A 23,358-nucleotide genomic window follows, 5' to 3' on the forward strand; every position below is an offset into this window, starting at 1 on the left:
CCCCGTAGGATCGGGCCGTGAGTGCCTCGTGAACGCGGATGTGCTGGCCAGCCTGATCGCCGGCTTGCCCGACGGCATGGTGGTCACCGATCCCACCGTCACCGAGGGCTACCGACAGGACCGTGCCCTTGACCCGTCGGCGGGCAAGCCGCTGGCCGTGGTCCGGCCACGATGCACCGAAGAGGTGCAGACCATCCTGCGGTGGGCCGGCGCGAACCGCGTTGCCATGGTGACCCGCGGAGCCGGTTCCGGGTTGTCGGGCGGGGCCACCGCCCTGGACGGCGGAATCGTGCTGTCCACCGAGAAGATGCGCGATATCACGATCGACCCGGTCACCCGCACCGCGGTCTGTCAGCCCGGCCTGTTCAACGCCGAGGTGAAGAAGGCCGCCGCCGAACACGGACTGTGGTATCCGCCGGATCCGTCGTCGTTCGAAATCTGCAGCATCGGGGGCAACATCGCCACCAATGCGGGCGGATTGTGCTGTGTGAAGTACGGCGTCACCACTGACTACGTGCTGGGCATGCAGGTCGTGCTCGCCGATGGCACCGCGGTGCGGTTGGGCGGTCCGCGGCTCAAGGATGTCGCCGGGCTGAGCCTGACAAAACTGTTCGTCGGCAGCGAGGGCACCCTGGGCGTCATCACGGAGGTGACGCTGCGCCTGCTTCCCGCGCAAAACGCGGCCGCCGTCGTGGTGGCCAGCTTCGCGTCGGTGGAATCCGCGGTGGACGCGGTGCTCGGTGTTTCCGCGCGGATTCGTCCCTCGATGCTCGAATTCATGGATTCGGTGGCGATCAACGCGGTAGAGGACACGCTGCGCATGGACCTGGATCGCGGTGCCGCGGCGATGTTGGTGGCCAGCTCCGACGAGCGCGGACAGGCCGGCCGCGACGATGCCGAACTGATGGCCGCGGTATTTGCCGAACATGGTGCAACAGAAGTGTTTTCCACTACCGACCCCGACGAGGGCGAGGCGTTCGTCGCGGCCCGCCGCTTCTGCATCCCGGCGGTAGAGGCCAAGGGATCCCTGTTGCTCGAAGATGTCGGCGTGCCGCTACCCAATCTGGGCAAGCTGGTCACCGGAATCGCCCGGATCGCGCAGGAGCGCGACCTGATGATCTCGGTGATCGCGCATGCGGGTGACGGCAATACGCACCCCTTGCTCGTCTACGACCCCTCCGACGCCGCCATGGCCGAACGCGCACAGCTCGCCTATGGCGAAATCATGGATCTTGCGGTCGGCCTGGGCGGAACGATCACGGGCGAACACGGCGTGGGCCGGTTGAAGCGGCCGTGGCTGGAAGGCTATCTCGGGCCCGACGTGATGGACCTCAACCGCCGCATCAAACAGGCGTTGGACCCCCTGGACATCCTCAACCCCGGTAGCGGGATCTAGATCTCTGCGTTCTGCACTCGGCACTCGACGCGGGTGCGGGCGCTCGACGCGGGTGCGGCATCGAGTGTGCCGTCACGGCCTTGAGCGTGCGCTCAGGTCGGGAATCTCGGGCAGGTTGCGCCCGGACTGCACGGTGGAAGCCAAGGATGCACACCGGCTATGCGCAGGTGTTGACATCTATACAACTCTGTCGTACCAATAAGACATGTCAGTGGATGTGTCTCACCGCGCGCCTGTTGCGTTCCAGTTGGCCACCGCCGCAACCTGGCCGGATCCCTGGCCGATGTACCGGGCGCTGCGAGACCAGGATCCGGTGCACCACGTCATCCCGACCCACCAGCCCGACCAGGACTACTACGTGCTGTCGCGCCACGCCGACGTGTGGGCAGCGGCCCGCGACCACCAGACCTTCTCCTCGGCGCAGGGCTTGACCGTCAACTATGGCGATCTGGAAATGATTGGGCTGCAAGATAACCCGCCCATGGCCATGCAGGATCCACCAGCCCATACCGAGTTCCGGAAGTTGGTGTCACGCGGTTTCACCCCGCGCCAGGTCGAAGCGGTGGAGCCCAAGGTGCGCGATTTCGTCGTCGAGCGAATCGAGCGGCTGCGCGCCCAGGGGGGCGGCGACATCGTCACCGACCTGTTCAAGCCCTTGCCGTCGATGGTGGTCGCACACTATCTCGGGGTACCCGAACAGGACCGGGCACAGTTCGATGGGTGGACCCAGGCCATCGTCGCGGCCAACACCGCCGAGGGCGGCATCGCGGGCGCGTTGGCCACGGTCGGCGATGCGGTCGGGTCGATGATGGCCTACTTCACCTCGCTGATCGAGCGCCGCCGCGCCAAACCCGAGGACGACACGATTTCTCACCTGGTGGCCGCCGGAGTCGGCGCGGACGGCGACATCGCGGGCACACTGTCGATCCTGGCGTTCACATTCACCATGATCACCGGCGGCAATGACACCGTTACCGGAATGCTCGGCGGCTCCATGCCCTTGCTCCACCGGCGACCCGACCAACGCCGGCTTCTGACCGACAATCCAGAGCTCATCACCGATGCGGTCGAGGAACTGCTGCGGCTCACCTCGCCGGTGCAGGGCCTGGCCCGCACCGTCACCCACGACGTGACGATCGGGAATGTCACCATCCCCGCCGGTCGCCGAGCGCTGCTGCTCTACGGTTCGGCCAACCGGGATGAGCGCCAATACGGTCCTGATGCCGGCGAACTCGATGTACGGCGCTGCCCGCGCAACATCCTGACGTTCAGCCATGGCGCGCACCACTGCCTGGGCGCGGCCGCGGCCCGGATGCAGTCCCGGGTCGCGCTGACCGAACTATTGGCGCGCTGCCCGGACTTCGAGGTCGACGAGTCACGCATCGTGTGGTCCGGCGGCAGCTACGTCCGGCGCCCGCTGTCGCTGCCGTTTGAAGTGAGGTCTTGATGGGCCGAACCGACTGGCTGGCAGCGCACCGCAGCGAGGTCGCCGCCGACTGGCTGGCAGCGCACCGCAGCGAGGTCGCCGCCGACCGGATACTCGACGCCGCCGAGCGGCTCTATACCAAGCACGACCCGGCTTCGATCGGGATGAACGAAATCGCCAGGGCGGCAGGCTGTTCCCGGGCCACCCTGTATCGATACTTCGAGAGTCGTGAGGCGCTCAGAACCGCCTACGTGCACCGCGAGACGCTCCGGCTGGGACGCGAGATCATGCAGCAGATCGGCGACATCGATGATCCACGCGATCAGCTGATCACCAGCATCACCGCCACCTTGCGAATGGTCCGCCAGCGGCCGGCCCTGGCGGCGTGGTTCGCCTCCACCCGACCACCGATCGGCGGTGAGTTGGCCGGACAATCCGAGGTGATCGCGGGACTGGCCGCCGCATTCCTGCAGTCTTTGGGCCCCGAAGCCCCCGCCGCGGTGGAGCGCCGGGCTCGTTGGACCGTGCGGGTGATCGTCTCGCTGTTGATGTTCCCCGGCCAGGACGAAGCCGACGAGCGGGCGATGCTCGAGGAATTCGTCGCTCCGGTTGTAACACCGTTTCCCACCCGCCGTTAGGCCACCAACGCCCATGATCTGGGCATGCCCCCGGTGGCCGGCGTACGCCTGAGCCGTCCCGACGAGGGAATCGGGGACCGAGTTGTCCATCGGGTGACAGTCGGCCAAGTCTCTTGGGCGAGAACAGAGCCGCGCCGCCAGTGGCTGATCGGACTGATCCGCGAAGTGCACGTCGCCTTCCGTGGCACGTGTCGGTCCTGATGACCCAGGCTGGCATCTGCGGCCTGCCTGACCCGGTGCGCCTCAACGGCTGCAGGGATTGGCCACCGCCGATGATCTGGTCAACCGCAAGTTCCACCGGCTTCGGCCAAATGAGTTGTGGGTTAACGACATCACCCAACCCTGCACCTGAGAAGGAGGGCTGTTCTGCTGTGCAGTCCTCAACGCCTTCAGCTGCAACGAAACTCGACCTGTGGGATGGCTGGGAAGTGCCTGATAGCGGCGCTGGGCCGCTGGGAGTGAGGTTATCTTGCCGAAACGCCTGGGGGCGATGAGAACTTGATGGGAGACGGGCGATGGCGTATTTGACGGTATTCCCTGACATGTTGGCGGGCGCGGCAGGTGATTTGGTCGGTATCGGCTCACAACTGGCGGCGGCGAACACCGCGGCTATTGGCCCTACCACCACGGTGCTGGCTGCTGGTGCTGACGAGGTGTCAGCGGCGATCGCGGCGGTGTTTTCTGGTCATGGGCAGGCCTATCAGGTGCTGAGCGCCCAGGTCGCGGCGTTTCATCAGCGGTTCGTAGAGGCGCTAAACGCTGGAGCGCAGTCCTACGTCGGAGCCGAAGCGGCCAATGCCACGCCACTGCAGACCCTGGAGCAAGACGCACTGGGCATCATCAATGCACCGACTGGGGCTCTGGTGGGCCGCCCGCTGATTGGAAACGGCGCCAATGACACCGCGGCGAACCCCAACGGTGGTGACGGTGGCCTGTTATATGGCAACGGCGGTAACGGGTTCGCGCAGACCGGGAACAACAATGTCGCTGGCGGCGATGGCGGTAATGCCGGGCTGATCGGCAACGGCGGAGCCGGCGGTGGCGGCGGGACGGCCTTCGCTGGCGGCAATGGCGGTCACGGTGGCCTGCTGTACGGCAACGGCGGGGCCGGTGGGATCGGCGGGGACGGGACCGGCAACGGTTTCGGCAGTCTTAGTGGCGGCGGTAACGGCGGCAGTGGCGGCGGCGCTGGACTGTGGGGCGTCGGTGGCGCCGGTGGCAATGGCGGCGCCGGTGGAAGCCCCACAGTCCCCGGGCACGCCGGCGGCAACGGCGGCAACGGCGGCATCGGCGGCGCAGGCGGTGTGTTCGGCAACGGCGGAGCCGGCGGTATCGGAGGTACCGGCGGCAACGGCGGTATCGGCGGCAACGGCGCTGCTGGAGGCGAGGGAAGGTTGTGGGGGGACGGCGGCGTCGGCGGGAATGGTGCGGTCGGCGGTAACAGTGGTGGCGGGTTCGGTGTCATGAACGACGGTGGCTCTGGCGGCCATGGCGGCGACGCCCGCCTGTTCGGGAACGGGGGCAACGGCGGGGCAGGCGCGGTCGGGGGTGCCGGCGGCAACGGCGCCGATGGCGGCATCGGCGGTCAGTTCTTTGGCAACGGCGGTGATGGTGGGGCCGGAGGCATTGGCACTGCGGGACTAGCCGGGTCCGGGGGTACGGGTGGCAGCGCCGTGGGTCTGGTGGGCAACGGTGGGACCGGAGGGGCCGGAGGCCTTGGTCCCATCGGTGGGTCCGGCGGCAACGGCGGCGGCGGTGGCGTAATTGGCAACGGCGGCAACGGCGGTGCGGGTGGCGCGGCGAGCGCCACTGTGGGAACACCCGCGCCAGGCGTCGGCGGGAATGGCGGTGCAGCAGGGCTTTTCGGAGATGGCGGTAACGGCGGGGCCGGGGCTCCTGGCTTGTCTGGGCTCGGCGGGGCCGGCGGCAGGGGCGGATACCTGATTGGAAGCGGGGGTAACGGCGGTGCCGGTGGCGGGGATGGCGGCTACTTGTCCGGAAATGGCGGCAACGGCGGCGACGGCGTCATTGTTGGAAATGGATCGGCTGGCGGCGCGGGCGGCAACGCACTCGGGTTGTTTGGCCACGGTGGCGCAGGTGGAGCCGGTGGCTATGACGTCACCACCCAGGCGGGTTTGACCGGCGGGAATGGCGGAGTCGGCGGCAAGTTGATCGGGGACGGTGGTCTCGGCGGCGACGGCGGCATTGGTCTGGCCGGCACCGGAGGCAACGGCGGCAACGGTGGTGATGCTGTTGGTGTCATCGGCAACGGTGGGGTGGGCGGGGCCGGCGGAGTCGGTGCTTTCGGCAGCGGTGGCACTGGCGGCAACGGCGGCGCAGGCGGTGCAGTCGGTAACGGCGGTGCTGGTGGCGACGCCGGTAGCAGCGGTAACTTGAGTCCGGCTGGCGGCGGTAAGGGCGGCAACGCAAAACTGGTGGGCAACGGCGGTGATGGCGGAGCTGGCGTCTTTGGCGGGCTCGGCGGCGACGGCGGCACGGGTGGTCAGCTTTTCGGCAATATGGGCTTGAACGGACCCGCGTAGCCTGACAAGACACACCTACGGTCGTTCGTTGGCCGTTGCCCATCCTTGTCGCATCAGCAGCGCTGGCGCTTGTTGGTCCGTCCTTTTCCCGAGCTACCAGCCAGAGTTCAATGATCGTGATCATTTGCCTGCGGCCACACCGGTCGACGAAAGCTACGAAGCCGCCGCACGCCACTTCTCACCGAACCGGCTCAATCCCGACATTCTGACGGCCGCAACGATCCGCACCAACACCAGATCACGAAACATGCTGTCGCCCTTGGCTACTGACTCGAATTCCAGAGGCCGATCGCCCTCCCCCACCATGCGCTCGTCTGCGACGACGGGATCTGCAACGCGCCTGCCCCCAGAATGACCGGACACAGTCACCGGCACGGAACAGCCTGTCAACATATTTCGTCCAAATCGCTGACGAACTCACCTAGCGGCGAGATCTTGTGACTGATCGGCCACCGTCAGGCGGCCGTCAGAAGTGCAATATCGTCACGGAGGTGCAAGACGACATGTCAGCGGTATACCGGAAGCCGTTCCCGCTCAGCGCATCTCACATTGCATCTGCGCCCGGGAGCCGGATAGCCGACGATCAGGCAGCCGGAAAATGCGGCCACTCAATTGGGTCCGTACGGTAAGGATTAGCGATGACCTATCCCATGTTTCCTCCGGAAATCAATTCGGCGCTCATCGAGGCCGGCCCGGGATCGGCGCCAATGCTGGGAGCGGCGGCGGCGTGGTGCGGGTTAGCCAGCGAGTTGCGCGCGGCGGCGGAGTCCTTCGCATCGATCACGTCAGACCTGGCCAGCGGGGCATGGCAAGGCCCCGCTGCGACCGCGATGACACAGGCTGCCGCACCGTATGCCGCGTGGCTTTGCACCGCGGCCGCCCAGTCCGAGAGCACTGCCAGTCAGGCGGGCGCGGTGGCGACGGCATTCGAGGCGGCCCGTACCGCCATAGTGTCCCCGGTCATCATCAACGCCAATCGCGCGCTAACCGCCCTGCTGGCCAATACGAACTTCTTCGGTTTGAACTTTCCCGCGATCGCGGCCGCCGAAGGTCTTTATGAGGAGATGTGGGCCCAGGATGTCGCGGTGATGAGCGGCTACCACGCCACCGTGTCGGAGATATGGTCACAGCTGTCGCAGTGGCCCCCGCTTCAGCAACTGCTGCGCCTGCTGCCCGGTTGCAAAGCGCCGTCTTCGTCGGGCGGTTCCCCGTCGCCGACACCGAACCCCAACCCTGATCCATCACCCACACCTGACCCGACGCCGACACCGACACCTGACCCGACCCCGACACCCACGCCCGAGCCGACCCCAGCGCCCGCACCCGAGCCCGCGCCTGAACCGACACCGGTCGAACCTGCGCCGGTGACGGTGCTACCCACGATGTAGTCGGCAGTGCTTGACGTTGCGCCGGTGATCCGCTGACCCACCAGACCCGCCACTTGATTTCGGGTGAGCTGGCCCGCCGTCGCGATGGGTCTACTCGGACCTGACCCGGGTAAAGCGGTGTAGCACCCAGGCCAGCGGGATCGTGATGACCATGGTGGCGATGAACAGGTTCAGCATGGAGCCGGTGTACACCCGGTACCGGACCACGCAGACCATCGCGAATTCCATCGTCACCAGGTGGACCAGGAAGATCTCATAGGAGATTTCACCGAGCCAGACCATCGGCCGGCTGGCCAGCAGTTGGGAATACCAGCCCTGATCCCCCAGGGCCAATGGCGCTACGGCCAGCGTGGCGATCACGGTATAGAAGCAGGCTTTGACCACGGCTTCGGTCAGCGCCGCAGGCGACGTGGTGGGGGCACCCGCGATCGGCGTGGCGACGATGAAATAGCAGATGGTGGCCAACGGTAGCGCCGCGAGTGCATAGCATTGCACCTTCATCGCCTGTAGGACCGTCAGCAACATGCCGCCCAAGAACCAGGCGAGATAGCTGGGCAACCACAGGCGAGCTCCGTCGGGAAACAACGAAACGGTGTGTATCAGCACCAGCCAGCCCGGGGTGATGGTGGCCATCGCGAGCAACGCACCGACCACCAACTTCGGCTGCCAGCGGCGTCGGCTGATCACCACCAGCAGCAGGTAGGCCAGGAACGGGAGCAATACGTAGAAGGAGGCCTCCACCGCCAGGCTCCACATTTGGGTCAATCCCTGATGCAGGTATGAACCCAGGTACCCGTCGGTGTAGATCTGGGTCAGCGTGAGGTTGCGCACCAACCCCATCCAGCTGTGTCCGGGGTTCGGTCCGGCGATGCGGTAGTGGTAGATCACGTAGGCGATCAGCACGACGACCACATAGGCAGGCATGATGCGGCGCACCCGGTGTGCCGTGTAGCGGCGCAATGAAGGCGGAGGAGCGCCGGTGACCGCGGAGTGCACCCACGGGCGGAACAGCAGGAAGCCGGATAGCACGAAGAAGATCGGCACGCCGATCTCCATCCGGGCCGACACCAGGCCCCAGTAGCCATGGGTGTACTTGCCGGTGGTGTAAGCCGCGTGGGTGGCGACCACCAGCAGTGCGGCGACCGCACGGATTCCGGTCAGCGACGCAACCCGATCCACGTGCGAGATCTGCTCGAGTCCGCCTTGGGCGTCGGTGGCTTCGGGCAGGGTCATCCGAGGCGTTTCCGCCGAGGTTTGCCACCATCGTTGCGGCGCGCCTTGTACGCCTTATCGGCGGGGCGGTCGGGGCGAAGGTTGATCAACACACCCGAAATCCTGGTTTGTTCGAGCTTTTTCAGTGTTTCGCGGGGCAGTTTGACCGGCAGCTCCACCAGCGAGAAATCCGGCCCGATAGTGATGTGGCCGAAGTCGCTGCGGTGCAACCCGCCCTCGTTGGCGATGGCGCCGACGATCGCGCCCGGACCGACTTTGTGCCGTTTGCCAACCGAGATGCGATACGTGCTGAAGGCGCCGCCGCTTCTGCGCCTCTCCGGACGTTCCTTGCGCTCATTGCGGGGATGGCGCTCGCGCTGATCTGGTGGCGGATCGGGCGCCAGCAGGAATTCCTCGCCGTCGCGCGACTGCAATGCCAGCGCCGCAGCGATGTCAGCCATCGGGACGTTGTGCTCGCGCTCGTAGTCCTCGACCAGCCTGCGGAACAACTCGATGCCCGTATTGCTCAGCGCGTGGGTGATGGAATCGGCAAACTTCGCCACCCGCTGGGCGTTGACGTCTTCCACGGTGGGCAACTCGGCCTCGGTCAGTGTTTGCCGAGTGGCCTTTTCGATCAGTTTGAGCAGGTGTCGCTCCCGCGGGGAGACAAACAACAATGCCGCACCCGAACGCCCGGCCCGACCGGTGCGCCCAATTCGGTGCACGTAGGACTCGGTGTCGTGCGGGATGTCGTAGTTGAGCACATGCGATATCCGCTCGACGTCCAGCCCGCGCGCGGCCACGTCAGTGGCGACCAGGATGTCGATGCCGCCGTCGCGCAGCGCCGTGATGGTTCGCTCGCGCTGTCCCTGCGGAATATCGCCGTTGATGGCCGCCGCGGAAAACCCTCGTGCCCGCAGCTTCTCGGCAACCTCCTCGGTGGCCTGTTTGGTGCGGACAAACACGATCATCGCCTCAAACGGCTCGACCTCGAGCACCCGGGTAAGCGCATCCATCCTGCGCGGACCGGCCACCTGGATATACCGCTGCGAAATATTTTCGGCGGTAGCGGTTTTCGCTTCGGATTTGACTTCCAGCGGATCGTGCAGATATCTAGTGGTGATTTTTCGGATTGCCGGCGGCATGGTCGCCGAGAACAATGCGACCTGCTTGTATTCCGGGGTTTCGGACAGGATGCGTTCAACGTCTTCGGCGAAGCCCATGGTGAGCATCTCGTCTGCCTCGTCGAGCACCAAGTAGTCCACCCGGGACAGATCAAGCGTTCGTCGTTCCAGGTGGTCGATGACCCTCCCGGGTGTCCCCACCACAACCTGCGCGCCGCGCCGCAGACCGGCCAGTTGTATGGCATACGACGACCCGCCATAAACCGGAAGCACGTTGAGGCGCGATAGATGGGCGCCGTACCGACTAAACGCCTCAGCCACCTGAAGGGCCAGCTCGCGGGTGGGGGCCAGCACGAGCGCCTGGGTTGCGGTGCTGGTGGTGTCGATTTTCGACAGAATCGGGATCGCGAACGCCGCCGTCTTGCCGGTGCCGGTCTGCGCCAGCCCCACCACGTCGGAACCCGCCATCAGCGCGGGGATGGTCGCAGCCTGAATCCCCGTCGGGGACTCGTAACCGACGTCGGCGATTGCTCGCATGACCGACGGATGAATCTGTAGGTCGGCGAAGGTGGCAGGGGGTACCGCAGGCGGGTTTTCGGGGTTGGCCATCAAGGCATGGAGTTTAGTGGGGATCGCAAGCCCGGCGACGCCGGGCGCCACGGGTCACCACCAACAGTTCCCGCGGGGATCGCAAGCCCGGCGACGCCGGGCGCCACGGGTCACCACCAACAGTTCCCGCGGGGATCGCAAGCCCGGCGACGCCGGGCGCCACGGGTCACCACCATCAACTCCCGCGGGGATCGCAAGCCCGGCGACGCCGGGCGCCGCGGGTCGCCACCAGAAGAGGGTGATCGCGCGGCCACGCCTGCCACACCTGAGGGCCCCGCGACGGTACGGTGCGCGGTGTGAAGTCGCTCCCGTGCCCAGTCGCGCCGCTTACCGGCGCGCTCGCATTGGTTGCCGCGACACTGACCGGTTGCGGCTCGGGAGACTCGATCGTCGCCAAGACTCCAGAAGCCAGAACCACCACCTCAGCCGTCAATTCCAACGAACCGAATGCGGCCGACCCACCCCCGGCGGCCGCCGAGCCCCCGAGCAGCCCCTCGCCGGCCGACCCCTGCGCCGTCAACCTCGCCTCGCCCACCATCGCAAAGGTTGTTTCCGAATTACCCCGCGATCCGCGCAGTGAGCAGCCCTGGAATCCCGAACCGCTGGCGGGCAACTACAACGAGTGTGCCCAGCTGTCGGCGGTAGTCATCAGGGCCAACACCAACGGCGATAATCCGACCACCAGAGCGGTGCTGTTCCACCAAGGCAAATTCATCCCGCAGGGCGTGCCCGATACCTACGGGTTCAACGGGATTGACACCTCGCAGTGCACCGGTGACACGGTTGCGTTGACGTACGCCACCGGCATCAGCGGGTTGGGCAGCGTCGTGAAGTTCCGATGGAATGGCAACGGCGTCGAGCTGATCAGCAATAAGACCGGGTAACCAAACCGGCCGCACCCCTGAGCGCTAAGCCGCCGAGACCGATGCAGATCGGTCTCGACCGGCCCTCATTAGAGTGGCTGCTGTGTTCGTCGCCGGCGACGTCGTCGTCTACAGCGCCTCGGATCTTGCTGCCGCCGCGCGGTGCGAATTCGCGTTCCTGCGCCATTTTGACTCGAAATTGGGCCGGGGTCCCGCCATCTCCGCCGAGGACGATCTGCTGGCGCGCACCACCGAGCTCGGGAATGAACATGAAAGACGCACACTCGACCGGCTGCGCGACCAGTTCGGTGAGATCGCGGTCATCGGCCATCCGGCATACACCCTGGCTGGGCTGACAGCCGCCGCTGAGGCCACCCAACGCGCCATCGCCGACCGCGCGCCCGTGGTGTATCAAGCCGCGATGTTCGACGGCCGCTTCGTCGGGTTTGCCGATTTCCTGATTCGCGACCGCGAACGCTATCGGATCACCGACACCAAGCTGGCGCGCTCACCTAAGGTCACCGCGCTGATGCAGCTGGGGGCCTACACCGATGCCCTGACCGGCGCGGGTGTACCGGTGGCCCCGGAGGCCGACCTGGAACTCGGGGACGGCACGGTGGTGCATTTCCGGGTCAGCGATCTGATCCCGGTCTACCGGGCCCAGCGTGCCGAGCTGCAGCGGCTGCTCGACGAGCGCTACGCCGCGGACACCGCGGTGTGCTGGGACGACCACGGTGTGCGGGCATGTTTCCGCTGTGAGCTCTGCATGGAGGAGCTGCGTCGTCGCGATGATCTGCTGCTGGTCGCGGGGATGCGGGTCAGCCAGCGAGAAAAGCTGCTGGACGCCGGCATCACCACAATCGGCGGGCTGGCAAGCCACACCGGTGCGGTGCCCGAACTCTCAGCGAACGCCCTAGCCAAACTTGCCGCGCAAGCCAAAATTCAAGTGCAGCAACGCGATACCGGTACACCGCAGTATGAGATCAGCGACCCGCAGCCGTTGGCGCTGCTACCCGAACCAAATCCTGGCGATCTGTTCTTCGACTTTGAGGGCGATCCGCTGTGGACGGCGGACGGCCACGAGTGGGGCCTGGAGTACCTGTTCGGGGTGTTGGAAGCGGGAAAGAAGGGAGCCTTCCGCCCACTGTGGGCGCATGATCGCAGGGACGAACGCAAGGCGCTCACCGACTTTCTGGCTTTGGTGGCCAAACGTCGCAAGCGTCACCCCAACATGCACATCTATCACTACGCGCCGTATGAGAAGACGGCGCTGCTTCGGCTTGCCGGCCGCTACGGAGTCGGCGAGGACGCCATCGATGATCTGCTCCGAAACGGAGTGTTGGTTGACCTATACCCTGTGGTGCGCAAGAGCTTTCGGGTTGGCGCAGAGTCGGTCAGTTTGAAGGCGCTCGAGCCGCTGTACATGGGGGCACAGCTACGTTCCGGCGAGGTCACCACCGCCACTGACTCGATCACTTCCTACGCCCGCTACAGCCAACTGCGTGCCGACGGGCGGTTGGATGAGGCCGCGACCGTGCTCAAGGAGATCGAAGACTACAACCACTATGACTGCCGCTCCACCCGCGAATTGCGGGACTGGCTGCTGATCCGCGCTTGGGAGGCCGGAGTCACACCGATCGGGGTGCAACCCGTTCCTAGGCGGGACGCGATCGAAGACCACGACGAACTGGCGGCAACGTTGTCGGATTTCGCCGGCGACGCAGCGTCCGGCAACCGCACCGCCGAACAGACGGCGGTCGCACTGCTGGCTGCCGCCCGCGGCTATCACCGCCGGGAAGACAAGCCGTTCTGGTGGTCTCACTTCGACCGGCTGAACTATCCCATCGACGAATGGTCGGACAGCACAGACGTTTTCATTGTCGATCACGCCTCGGTCACCGTCACATGGCATACGCCTGCGCGAGCTCGCAAACCACAGCGGCGAGTCCGATTGACCGGAGAGCTCGCACGTGGAGATCTCAAGACCAGCGTGTTTGCGCTCTACCAACCCCCGGCTCCGCCCAGCATGACCGCCGACCCCGACCTGCGAGCCGCAGGCCACGCCGAGATTGTGGAACTCGACGATCCGAGTCTGCCCACCGACGTGGTCATCCTTGAACGGACCGGCGCAGACGGCGCGACCTTTCAGCAGCTGCCGTTCGTACTGACCCCCGGGCCACCGGTACCGACCAGGGCGTTGCGCGATTCCATCGAAGCCACCGCCGCGGCCGCGGCCGCTGAGTTACCGCGGCTCCCCCGCACCGCGTTGATCGACGTGCTGCTGCGATGCCCGCCACGCACCCGCAGCGCGGCGCCACTACCGCGTAGCGGCGATACGGTCGCCGACATCACCGCCGCGGTGCTGGACCTGGATTCGTCCTACCTGGCGGTGCACGGGCCGCCGGGCACCGGCAAGACCCACACCGCCGCGCGGGTGATCGGGCGACTGGTGCAAGAACATTGCTGGCGCGTGGGCGTGGTCGCGCAATCGCACGCCACCGTGGAAAACCTGCTGGACTGCGTGATTGATGCCGGGCTCGACCCGGCACGAATAGCCAAGAAGCGTTACGACCACGGCGCACCCCGCTGGCAGGAGATCGACGGCAACCACTACGCGGCCTTCATCGCCGACCACCCAGGATGCGTCGTCGGCGGTACGGCCTGGGATTTTGCCAACGGCAATCGGGTGCCTCCGGGCAGTCTGGATCTGCTGGTGGTGGATGAAGCCGGCCAGTTCTGCTTGGCCAATACCGTCGCCGTGGCACCGGCGGCGGCGAACTTGTTGCTGCTGGGAGACCCGCAGCAGCTACCGCAGGTCAGTGAGGGCAAACATCCCGAACCCGTCGATGTCTCAGCACTGGAATGGCTGGTTGACGGCCAGCGCACACTACCCGAGGAGCGGGGATACTTTCTGGATCGCTCGTTCCGCATGCATCCCGCGGTCTGCCATGCCGTCTCGATGCTGTCCTACGCGGGCAAGCTGCATTCCCACACCGAGCGCACCACCGCGCGTCGGCTCAGCGCAAGCCCGCCCGGCGTCCACGTGCTTGCCGTCGAGCACCAGGGCAATTCGATCGAGAGCGCCGAGGAAGCCGAGGCGATCCTGGCCCAGATCCAGCGGCTACTCGGCTCGCCCTGGACCGACGAACACGGCACCCGCCCCCTGGCCACCCGCGACCTGCTGGTGCTGGCACCGTACAACGCCCAGGTGGCCCTGATCCGGCAGCGACTGCTGTCCGCCGGCCTGAATGGGGTTCGGGTCGGCACCGTCGACAAGTTCCAGGGCGCGCAGGCCCCCGTCGTCTTCGTCTCGATGACGGCCTAATCTGTGGACGACGTTCCCCGCGGAATCTCGTTTCTGCTCAACAGGAATCGCCTCAACGTCGCCATCAGTCGGGCGCAGTATGCCGCGGTGATCGTGCGCTCCGAGCTGCTGACCCGGTATCTGCCCGGCACACCGGCCGGCCTGGTGGATTTGGGCGCATTTCTGGCTCTGACCGAACCAGGCTGAGAACGCGCTCAGGGCAACGAGTGCCCGGACCCGGCGGCGTCGTCCTGGTCGGGGGCCGGCAAGAAGTCGGCGACCGGACGAAATCGGCGCCTGGCATCGACCCGGGCGCCATTGTGTTCGATCGGGGCAGCGTGACCATCGGCGGCATCGTCGCGCCACTTTTCGAACCTGGCCGAGTGTGGTTGTTGCCCGCGGCCGGCCACCGCTGGCCCATTCCCGCTCGCCCCGCTGAGGGGACGTCGGATTTCGGTGTGCCGGTGTGTCCCGACGGCAGGCTCCGGCCGCAGGACGAACTCGACATAGTCGTCTTGCTCGCCAAAGTCGTCTTGCTCGCCATAGTCGCCATAGCCATAGTCGCCGCGGTCGACATGGTCGTCATCGGCGTGGCTGGCCCGATCGTGCGCGCGCACCAGCGCCGTGCGCGAGCGGACCAGGAACAGGGCGGCAATGATGCCGAACACGGCGATGAATGCGGGCAGCAGCATCGATTGCGACATCGCCGCCGAGAACGGCGTGCACACCACCTCAGGCAGTTGCAGCCCACCGTCGCCGCCGCTGAATCCGCGGTCTGCGTCGAACCCCGGCGGCATCTCGGCGGTGATCCGCCACGTCATGAACGCAGCCATGCTGGCGCTGCCCAGTACCGCCCCGAGCTTGCGGGTGGCGTTGTAGACACCCGAGCCCGCACCGGCCAGATGCGCCGGCAGATTGCGAGTCGCGGTGGCGGCCAACGGAGACCAGACGAACGCCATCCCGGCACCCATCGCGGCAAACGGCAGCACCAGCCGCCAGACTGGCGTTTCGGGCACCATTTCGATCGAAAGCCAGGTCATCGAGATCGCCAGCGCGGAGAAACCGAATCCCAGCACGGGCAGCGGATGCGACCGATCCACCAGCATTCCGACCACCGGTGCGAGCACACCGCTGGCGAGCGCCACCGGAGCTATCAGCACCGCCGCCCGAGCCGGCGACAGCCCACACACCGACTGCGCATAAAACGTCAGCGGCAACATCGGCGCCGTCGTCGCGAATGCGGTGATCCCTACCCCGATGTTGCACAGGCTGAACTCCCAGTCCCGAAAGATCGCCAGCGAGATCAACGGCGCCCGATGGTTGAGCGCCTGCCAGTAGACGAACATCGCCATGAACCCCACACCGGCGACCAGCACCGCCCAGATCCACGGCGCCCAGTCCGCGGCCTGACCTTCCTGAAGCCCGAAAACCAGCAAGAACATGCCCGCCCCGGACAACCCGACTCCGATCAGATCGAAGCGCTGCGCGTGCACGGGCAGATCCGGGACCAGCAAATAGGCCACCACCAGGCCGGCCAGGCCGATGGGGATGTTGACGAAGAAAATCCACTCCCAGCCCAGACCGCTGACCAGGACCCCACCAATCAGCGGCCCGACCAGGCTGGCGACGCCGGCCGCGGCTCCCCACAGGCCCAGGGCGGCGCCGCGGCGGGTTGCCGGGAAGATGCGGGTGATGGTCGACAAGGTCTGCGGCGTCAGCAGCCCGGCACCGATGCCTTGCACCGTCCGAGCGGCGATCAGCATGGCGGCGGTGCCGGCCAGGCCACACCACATCGATGCGGCGGTGAACACCGACAAGCCGATCAGGTAGAGGTTCTTGGGACCGAACCGGTCGCCGAGCCGGCCCGCCACCAGCAACACCACCGCATAACCCAGCAGGTAGGCGCTGGTCACCCAGACGACGTCGGCATAGCCGATATGCAGCTCAGCCATGATGGTCGGGTTGGCGATCGAGACGATGGTCGAGTCCAACATGATCATGAAGAAGCCGATCATCATCGCCGACAGCGCGTTCCACGGGTTCCCCGAGTAGCCCTTGTCGAGCACTCGACTGGTCACCGCGGTCATGTACGCACCTCGTTTCGGCTCCTGACGGTTGGTCTGAGGTCGCCCAGGAGTCCAGCGTGCATTATTCCGGGTGTGCCAAGGGGCCGTTCGGTCGCCCAGGGGCCGCCAAATCATTGCCGCGGGCGACTCTTGCCCGGTCCGTTACTTCAGTCGGTCTGCAATTCGCGCGCCGGGCGCTAGCCTGAAGGGAAGTCGTTCTCTAGAGAGGCAACATGAGCGCCCGACGAACAAGACAGTCCGAGCCGGCCGCGCAGCCGACCGGGATCATGGGCCGGCCCAAAGCGTCAACGCGGGCATTGGCGCAGGTCATCGAGCGGAGTTCGCACATACAGAGCCCGGCGGCGGAGGCATATGTGGCCCGACTGCGTCGCGCCCATCCGGCGGCCAGCCCGGCCGAGATTGTCAGCAAGATCGAGAAGCGGTTCCTGGCTGTGGTCACCGCCAGTGGAGCCGCCGTGGGCGCGGCAGCGACGTTGCCCGGGATCGGGACCCTGGCCGCGTTGTCTGCGGCCGCCGGAGAGACGGCGGTATTCCTCGAGGCCACCGCGCTGTTGGTACTCGCGCTGGCGTCGGTCTACGATAATCCGCTCGATCACCGGGAACGGCGGCGCGCGCTGGTCTTGGCGGTGCTGGTCGGCGACAACAGCAAGAATGCGGTGGCCGAGGTGATCGGGTCCGGCCGCACGAGCGGGGTCTGGGTATCGGAATCGATGGCCTCGCTGCCGCTGCCGGCCATATCGAAGTTGAACACGCGAATGTTCAAGTACTTCGTCAAGCGTTTCGCGCTCAAGCGTGGCGTGCTGTTGTTCGGCAAACTGCTGCCCGCCGGCATCGGGGCGATCATCGGCGCGATCGGCAATCGCTTGGTCGGCAGGAAGCTGGTCCGCAATGCCCGCTCGGCGTTCGGCGCCCCGCCGGCACGCTGGCCGGTGACCCTGCATGTACTGCCCAACGTTCGTGATGCCAGCTAGCGCTGCTTGACTGGTCTCTCTGGCGAATCGTCAGCAAAGCGTTAGCCTTTATGGGGCGAGACGTTCCGAACCGCCGGGGATGTGAAGCGCCCCGCCAATCCGGGGCTGGAAGAAGTCGCAGGCGTCGCGCGTTGGCGCTTGCAGGACGTTTAGAACAAGGAATTGAGGCGAACAGCGGCCGTGGCCAACATAAGTTCACCATTCGGACAAAACGAATGGCTGGTCGAGGAGATGTACCGCAAGTTCCGCGACGACCCTTCGTCGGTCGATCCAAGCTGGCACGAGTTCCTGGTTGACTACAACCCCGAGTCGACTCAGGAAGCGACGGAACCCGCCGTGGAAAAGCCCGCCGTAGCCCCGGCGAAGCCCGCCGCCGCTCCGGCGAAGCCCGCGCCCGCACCGGCGCCCGCCAAACCCGCCGCCGGCCCGCCCGCGGCGGGTAACGGCTCGCCTGGCCGCGGCACCCAGCGCCAAGCCAGCCGCGGCTCCAGCAAAGGCTCCCGCACCGCCACCCGCCGAGGGCGACGAGATGCAGGTGCTGCGCGGCGCCGCCGCGGCGGTGGTGAAGAACATGTCCGCATCGCTGGACGTGCCGACCGCAACCAGCGTCCGCGCGGTGCCGGCCAAACTGTTGATTGACAACCGGATCGTCATCAACAACCAGCTCAAGCGCAATCGCGGCGGCAAGATCTCGTTCACGCACCTGCTGGGCTACGCCCTGGTGCAGGCGGTCAAAAAGTTCCCCAACATGAACCGGCATTACCTCGATGTCGACGGCAAGCCAAACGCGGTCACGCCGGCGCACACCAATCTGGGCCTGGCTATCGACCTGCAGGGCAAAGACGGCAAACGCGCGTTGGTGGTGGCCGGGATCAAGCGGTGCGAGACCATGCGGTTCGCGCAGTTCGTCACCGCCTACGAGGACATCGTGCGCCGGGCCCGCGACGGCAAACTGACCGCCGAAGACTTTTCCGGCGTGACGATTTCGCTGACCAACCCCGGAACCATCGGCACCGTGCATTCGGTGCCGCGGCTGATGGCCGGTCAGGGCGCCATCATCGGTGTCGGCGCCATGGAATACCCGGCCGAGTTCCAAGGGGCCAGCGAGGAGCGCATCGCCGAACTCGGTATCGGCAAGCTGATCACTTTGACCTCGACGTATGACCACCGCATCATCCAGGGTGCGGAATCCGGCGACTTCTTGCGCACCATCCACCAGATGCTGCTCGCCGACGAGTTCTGGGACGAGATCTTCCGCGAGTTGAGCATTCCCTACTTGCCGGTGCGCTGGCGCCCCGACAACCCGGACTCGATCGTCGACAAGAACGCCCGGATCATCGAGCTGATTGCCGCCTACCGCAACCGCGGTCACCTGATGGCCGACATCGATCCGCTTCGCCTGGACAAGACCCGCTTCCGCAGTCACCCCGACCTGGACGTGTGCACCCACGGGCTGACGCTGTGGGATCTGGACCGATCGTTCAAGGTCGGCGGCTGCTTTGCCGGACCGCAGAACATGAAGCTGCGCGACGTGTTGTCGATCCTGCGCGACGCCTACTGCCGTCATGTCGGCGTCGAGTACACACACATCCTCGAACCCGAACAGCAGCAGTGGCTGCAGCAACGCGTCGAGGCCAAGCATGTCAAACCGACTGTGGCCCAACAGAAATACGTGCTGAGCAAGCTGAACGCCGCCGAGGCTTTCGAAACGTTCCTGCAGACCAAGTACGTGGGCCAGAAGCGTTTCTCACTCGAGGGCGCCGAGAGTGTCATCCCGATGATGGACGCCGCGATCGACCAGTGCGCCGAGTACGGCCTGGACGAAGTGGTCATCGGCATGCCGCACCGCGGCCGGCTCAACGTGCTGGCCAACATCGTCGGCAAGCCGTACTCGCAGATTTTCAGCGAGTTCGAGGGCAATCTGAACCCGTCGCAGGCGCACGGCTCCGGCGATGTGAAGTATCACCTCGGTGCCACTGGCGTCTATCTACAGATGTTCGGAGACAACGACATTCAGGTGTCGTTGACCGCCAACCCGTCACACCTGGAAGCCGTGGACCCGGTGCTCGAGGGTCTGGTCCGGGCCAAGCAGGACCTGCTCGAACATGGCGAGACCGACACCGAGAATCAACGCGCTTTCTCGGTGGTGCCGATGATGCTGCACGGCGACGCCGCCTTCGCCGGACAGGGCGTGGTCGCCGAGACACTGAACCTGGCGAATCTGCCTGGTTACCGTGTTGGCGGCACCATCCACATCATCGTCAACAACCAGATCGGCTTCACCACCGCGCCCGAGTACTCGCGGTCCACCGAATATTGCACCGACGTCGCCAAGACAATCGGGGCACCGATCTTCCACGTCAACGGCGATGACCCCGAGGCATGCGTGTGGGTGGCCCGGCTGGCGGTGGACTTCCGGCAGCGGTTCAACAAAGACGTCATCATCGACATGCTGTGCTACCGCCGGCGCGGACACAACGAGGGCGATGACCCGTCGATGACCAACCCGCGGATGTACGACGTCGTCGACACCAAACGAGGGGTCCGCAAGAGCTACACCGAAGCCCTGATCGGCCGTGGCGACATCTCGATCAAGGAAGCCGAGGACGCGCTGCGCGACTACCAGGGCCAGCTGGAGCAGGTGTTCAACGAGGTCCGCGAGCTCGAGAAGCACGGTGCCCAACCCAGCGAATCCGTCGAATCCGACCAGATGATTCCGGCGGGGCTGGCCACCGCGGTGGACAAATCGCTGCTGGCCCGCATCGGCGACGCGTTCCTGGCCGTGCCGGACGGGTTCACTACCCATCCACGGGTCCAGCCGGTGCTGGAAAAGCGCCGGGAAATGGCCTACGAAGGCAAGATCGACTGGGCCTTCGCCGAATTGCTGGCGCTTGGTTCGCTGGTCGCCGAAGGCAAGCTGGTGCGGTTCTCCGGGCAGGACACCCGGCGCGGCACCTTCTCGCAGCGTCATTCGGTGATCATCGACCGCCACACCCGCGAGGAATTCACCCCCCTGCAGCTGCTGACCACCAACAAGGACGGCAGCCCGACCGGCGGCAAGTTCCTGGTTTATGACTCACCGCTGTCGGAGTACGCGGCGGTGGGCTTCGAGTACGGCTACACGGTGGGCAACCCCGACGCCGTCGTGCTGTGGGAAGCGCAGTTCGGCGACTTCGTCAACGGCGCGCAATCGATCATCGACGAGTTCATCAGCTCCGGCGAGGCCAAGTGGGGCCAGCTGTCGAACGTGGTGCTGCTGCTACCGCACGGGCACGAGGGGCAAGGCCCCGACCACACCTCCGGGCGCATCGAACGCTTCCTGCAGTTATGGGCGGAGGGCTCGATGACCATCGCGATGCCGTCGACTCCGTCGAACTACTTCCACCTGCTGCGCAGGCATGCTCTCGACGGGATTCAGCGCCCGCTGATCGTCTTCACGCCCAAGTCGATGCTGCGCAACAAGGCCGCGGTCAGTGACATCAAGGACTTCACCGAGATCAAGTTCCGCTCGGTGCTCGAGGAACTCACCTACGAGGACGGCGTCGGCGACCGCAACTTGGTGAACCGAATCCTGCTGACCAGCGGCAAGATCTACTACGAGATGGTGGCCCGCAAGGCCAAGGACAAGCGTGAGGACGTGGCGATCGTGCGGGTCGAGCAACTCGCTCCACTGCCCAGGCGCCGGCTGCGCGAAACGCTGGACCGCTACCCCAACGCCAAGGAGTTCTTCTGGGTGCAGGAGGAGCCGGCCAACCAGGGGGCGTGGCCACGGTTCGGCCTGGAGCTGCCCGAGCTGCTGCCCGAAAAGCTGAGCGGCGTCAAGCGCATTTCCCGCCGGGCCATGTCGGCACCGTCATCAGGTTCGTCGAAGGTGCACGCCGTCGAACAGCAGGAGATCCTGGACACCGCGTTCGGCTGAGGACATGCCGCCCGCGACCTGCCCACCATGGGCTGGACGTGCTCCCGGCGTCAGGAGTCCGGCTGAGGGCCGGCTCCCGTTCTCACCCCTACTAACGAGGACCGCCGGTACCGGTTAACCTCGATCACAAGTGGGCTGACGCGAGGAAGGGTGTTCATGGAGGGCTTCGCCGGGAAAGTCGCCGTCGTTACCGGGGCGGGATCGGGTATCGGGCGGGCGCTCGCGATCGAGTTGGCCCGGTCCGGTGCCAAGCTAGCGATCAGCGACGTCGACACCGAAGGATTGGCGCAGACCGAGAAGCTGGTGACGGCGCTCGGCGCTGAGGTCAAGACCGATCGACTCGACGTGACCGAGCGTGAGGCATTCTTGGCCTACGCGGACGCGGTCAACGAGCACTTCGGCAAGGTCAACCAGATCTACAACAACGCCGGCATCGGCCACACCGGCGATGTCGAGGTCTGCGCGTTCGAGGACATCGATCGGGTGATGGACGTCGACTTCGGCGGCGTGCTCAACGGCACCAAGGCGTTCCTGCCCTATCTGATCGCCTCAGGAGACGGCCACGTCATCAACGTTTCGAGCGTGTTCGGGTTGTTCTCAGTTTCTGGACAGGCCGCCTACAACGCGGCCAAGTTCGCGGTGCGCGGCTTCACCGAGGCGCTGCGCCAGGAGATGATCCTGGCCGGCCATCCGGTCGGGGTCACCACCGTGCACCCGGGCGGCATCAAGACAGCGATCGCCCGCAACGCCACCGCCGCCGAGGGACTGGATTCCGACGAACTGGCCAAGATGTTCGACAAGCGGGTGGCCCGCACCAGTCCGGAACGAGCCGCCAAGATAATCCTGGGGGCGGTCCGCAAGAACAAGGCCCGCGTGCTGGTCGGCCCGGACGCCAAAGCCCTGGACATCGTGGTGCGTCTGACCGGTTCTGGATATCAGCGGCTGTTCATGCCGGTGCTGGGCCGGCTGGTGCCGGCCTCGCACCGCTGAGGTCTGCGGGCCCCGCGCTTAGGACGGTGAAACCGCTCAACGCCCCAGCGGATGCTCGCCCAGCCAACCGGCGGCCACCGCCTGCGGGTCCGCACCCCCGGCAACCTGGCGGCGCATGTCCACCAGCGCCGCGGTGTCCAGCACACCGCCCACCTCGTTGACCGCCAGCAGCTGACGTTCGTTGAGCGCGTTGCGCCGATACAGCGGCACCACGTTCTCGGCCCTGATCAGCGCGGGCTTGCCGTCGGTCAGCATGACCAGGCCGGCGGGAACAGCGGGGTTGGCGGTGCTGGTCCATGCGGCGGTCAGCCGTCCGTCGCGCAGCCGGGCGAACATCGCGGCACCGTCGGGAAATTCACCCGCCGCGGGCAGCCGGCACGGGCCCACCATCGCCGGGGTGGCGCCGCCGCCGACCTTCCCGACCACCAGCCCGTCGCAGTGGCGCGCCAGCACGGACAGTTCGCTGCTCCCCCACCCGTCGGCGGTGGCTTGGGTGATCATCAGTGCGGGTTTGTCTTCGGCGGCGGTGGCGTAGTCACCAGCGGCAATGCCTTCCGGCAGCGCCGAGACCATGGCCCGGTAGACCTCTTTGTCAGAAAGCGCCGTGGCGCTTGGCTGTAGCGCCCGCAAGACCTCACCGGTGAAGGCGGGGACCACGGTAAAGTCACCGGAGTCCAATTTCGCCATCGGGTCGGCGGCGGTTGCGGCCCGCGCCGGGAATCCGTATGACCGCAGGGCCGCGACGTAGATGTCGGCCAGCAGCGTCGACTCGGAGTCGGCCGTGGCTCCGACCACCAGCTCCGCGGCGCCGCGACGGTCGCCACTCCCACAACCGGCGACCACAAGCGCCGCCGTCAGCAGCAGCGCGGCCAGCCTGCCGATTTTCAC

12 protein-coding genes and 3 pseudogenes are annotated in these 23,358 nt (G+C 66.2%); 11 read left to right on the plus strand and 4 right to left on the minus strand.

What is annotated here, in order from left to right:
• Positions 1–28 precede the first annotated feature (28 nt).
• From MMSP_RS20900 to MMSP_RS20920, 6 genes and pseudogenes are all read left to right on the plus strand, one after another.
• On the plus strand, positions 29–1,396 hold the full coding sequence (locus tag MMSP_RS20900) for an FAD-binding oxidoreductase (protein ID WP_020788225.1): 1,368 nt from the start codon (positions 29–31) through the stop codon (positions 1,394–1,396).
• 205 nt (positions 1,397–1,601) lie between these two features.
• Positions 1,602–2,843, plus strand: a complete 1,242-nt coding sequence (locus MMSP_RS20905; RefSeq protein WP_036426807.1) for a cytochrome P450 — start codon at positions 1,602–1,604, stop codon at positions 2,841–2,843.
• Positions 2,843–3,460, plus strand: coding sequence for a TetR/AcrR family transcriptional regulator (locus MMSP_RS20910; protein WP_020788227.1), 618 nt, complete (start codon positions 2,843–2,845; stop codon positions 3,458–3,460). The genes MMSP_RS20905 and MMSP_RS20910 overlap by 1 nt, the downstream gene beginning before the upstream one ends.
• Positions 3,461–3,583: 123 nt before the next feature.
• Positions 3,584–3,881: pseudogene (locus MMSP_RS27020) on the plus strand (IS3 family transposase); the annotation flags it as partial.
• Positions 3,882–3,975: 94 nt separating this feature from the next.
• Positions 3,976–6,003, plus strand: coding sequence for a PE family protein (locus MMSP_RS20915; protein ID WP_036426808.1), 2,028 nt, complete (start codon positions 3,976–3,978; stop codon positions 6,001–6,003).
• A 638-nt stretch (positions 6,004–6,641) separates the two neighbouring features.
• Positions 6,642–7,391, plus strand: coding sequence for a PPE family protein (locus tag MMSP_RS20920; RefSeq protein WP_020788229.1), 750 nt, complete (start codon positions 6,642–6,644; stop codon positions 7,389–7,391).
• Positions 7,392–7,481: 90 nt separating this feature from the next.
• On the opposite strand, the gene MMSP_RS20925 is transcribed toward MMSP_RS20920, so the two are convergent.
• Positions 7,482–8,624, minus strand: coding sequence for an acyltransferase (locus tag MMSP_RS20925; RefSeq protein ID WP_020788230.1), 1,143 nt, complete (start codon positions 8,622–8,624; stop codon positions 7,482–7,484).
• Positions 8,621–10,336 carry a DEAD/DEAH box helicase gene (locus MMSP_RS20930; RefSeq protein WP_036426810.1) on the minus strand — a complete coding sequence of 572 codons (1,716 nt, stop codon included), beginning with the start codon at positions 10,334–10,336 and terminating at the stop codon, positions 8,621–8,623. The genes MMSP_RS20925 and MMSP_RS20930 overlap by 4 nt, the downstream gene beginning before the upstream one ends.
• 287 nt (positions 10,337–10,623) lie before the next feature.
• On the opposite strand from MMSP_RS20930, the gene MMSP_RS20935 reads away from it, so the two are divergent.
• Both MMSP_RS20935 and MMSP_RS20940 read left to right on the plus strand, forming a co-directional pair.
• Positions 10,624–11,220: an LppP/LprE family lipoprotein gene (locus MMSP_RS20935; RefSeq protein ID WP_015356769.1), complete on the plus strand. Its 597-nt coding sequence runs from the start codon at positions 10,624–10,626 to the stop codon at positions 11,218–11,220.
• An 82-nt stretch (positions 11,221–11,302) separates the two neighbouring features.
• Positions 11,303–14,710 (plus strand): annotated as a pseudogene (locus MMSP_RS20940) (TM0106 family RecB-like putative nuclease).
• Positions 14,711–14,718: 8 nt separating this feature from the next.
• Here MMSP_RS20940 and MMSP_RS20945 read toward each other — a convergent pair.
• Positions 14,719–16,590, minus strand: a complete 1,872-nt coding sequence (locus MMSP_RS20945; RefSeq protein ID WP_020788236.1) for an MFS transporter — start codon at positions 16,588–16,590, stop codon at positions 14,719–14,721.
• A 212-nt stretch (positions 16,591–16,802) separates the two neighbouring features.
• On the opposite strand from MMSP_RS20945, the gene MMSP_RS20950 reads away from it, so the two are divergent.
• From MMSP_RS20950 to MMSP_RS20965, 3 genes and pseudogenes are all read left to right on the plus strand, one after another.
• Entirely contained in the window at positions 16,803–17,561 is a 759-nt protein-coding gene (locus MMSP_RS20950) for a hypothetical protein (protein WP_015356771.1), read from the plus strand.
• 180 nt (positions 17,562–17,741) lie between these two features.
• Positions 17,742–21,480 (plus strand): annotated as a pseudogene (locus MMSP_RS20960) (multifunctional oxoglutarate decarboxylase/oxoglutarate dehydrogenase thiamine pyrophosphate-binding subunit/dihydrolipoyllysine-residue succinyltransferase subunit).
• A 156-nt stretch (positions 21,481–21,636) separates the two neighbouring features.
• Entirely contained in the window at positions 21,637–22,470 is an 834-nt protein-coding gene (locus MMSP_RS20965; protein WP_020788238.1) for an SDR family oxidoreductase, read from the plus strand.
• 36 nt (positions 22,471–22,506) lie between these two features.
• Here the strand turns inward: MMSP_RS20965 and MMSP_RS20970 are convergent, their stop codons facing one another.
• Positions 22,507–23,358, minus strand: coding sequence for a glycine betaine ABC transporter substrate-binding protein (locus tag MMSP_RS20970; protein ID WP_020788239.1), 852 nt, complete (start codon positions 23,356–23,358; stop codon positions 22,507–22,509).

The organism is Mycobacterium sp. 012931, assembly GCF_000419295.1.
In the GTDB taxonomy this organism is placed as follows: domain Bacteria; phylum Actinomycetota; class Actinomycetes; order Mycobacteriales; family Mycobacteriaceae; genus Mycobacterium; species Mycobacterium marinum.

Excerpts from the sequence above, each read along its gene's own strand:
- MMSP_RS20905 (WP_036426807.1), top strand. The coding sequence starts at position 1,602 with ATGTCAGTGGATGTGTCTCACCGCGCGCCTGTTGCGTTCCAGTTGGCC.
- MMSP_RS20950 (WP_015356771.1), top strand. The coding sequence starts at position 16,803 with ATGAGCGCCCGACGAACAAGACAGTCCGAGCCGGCCGCGCAGCCGACC.
- MMSP_RS20910 (WP_020788227.1), top strand. The coding sequence starts at position 2,843 with ATGGGCCGAACCGACTGGCTGGCAGCGCACCGCAGCGAGGTCGCCGCC.
- MMSP_RS20965 (WP_020788238.1), top strand. The coding sequence starts at position 21,637 with ATGGAGGGCTTCGCCGGGAAAGTCGCCGTCGTTACCGGGGCGGGATCG.
- MMSP_RS20915 (WP_036426808.1), top strand. The coding sequence starts at position 3,976 with ATGGCGTATTTGACGGTATTCCCTGACATGTTGGCGGGCGCGGCAGGT.
- MMSP_RS20920 (WP_020788229.1), top strand. The coding sequence starts at position 6,642 with ATGACCTATCCCATGTTTCCTCCGGAAATCAATTCGGCGCTCATCGAG.
- MMSP_RS20925 (WP_020788230.1), bottom strand. The coding sequence starts at position 8,624 with ATGACCCTGCCCGAAGCCACCGACGCCCAAGGCGGACTCGAGCAGATC.
- MMSP_RS20930 (WP_036426810.1), bottom strand. The coding sequence starts at position 10,336 with ATGGCCAACCCCGAAAACCCGCCTGCGGTACCCCCTGCCACCTTCGCC.
- MMSP_RS20945 (WP_020788236.1), bottom strand. The coding sequence starts at position 16,590 with ATGACCGCGGTGACCAGTCGAGTGCTCGACAAGGGCTACTCGGGGAAC.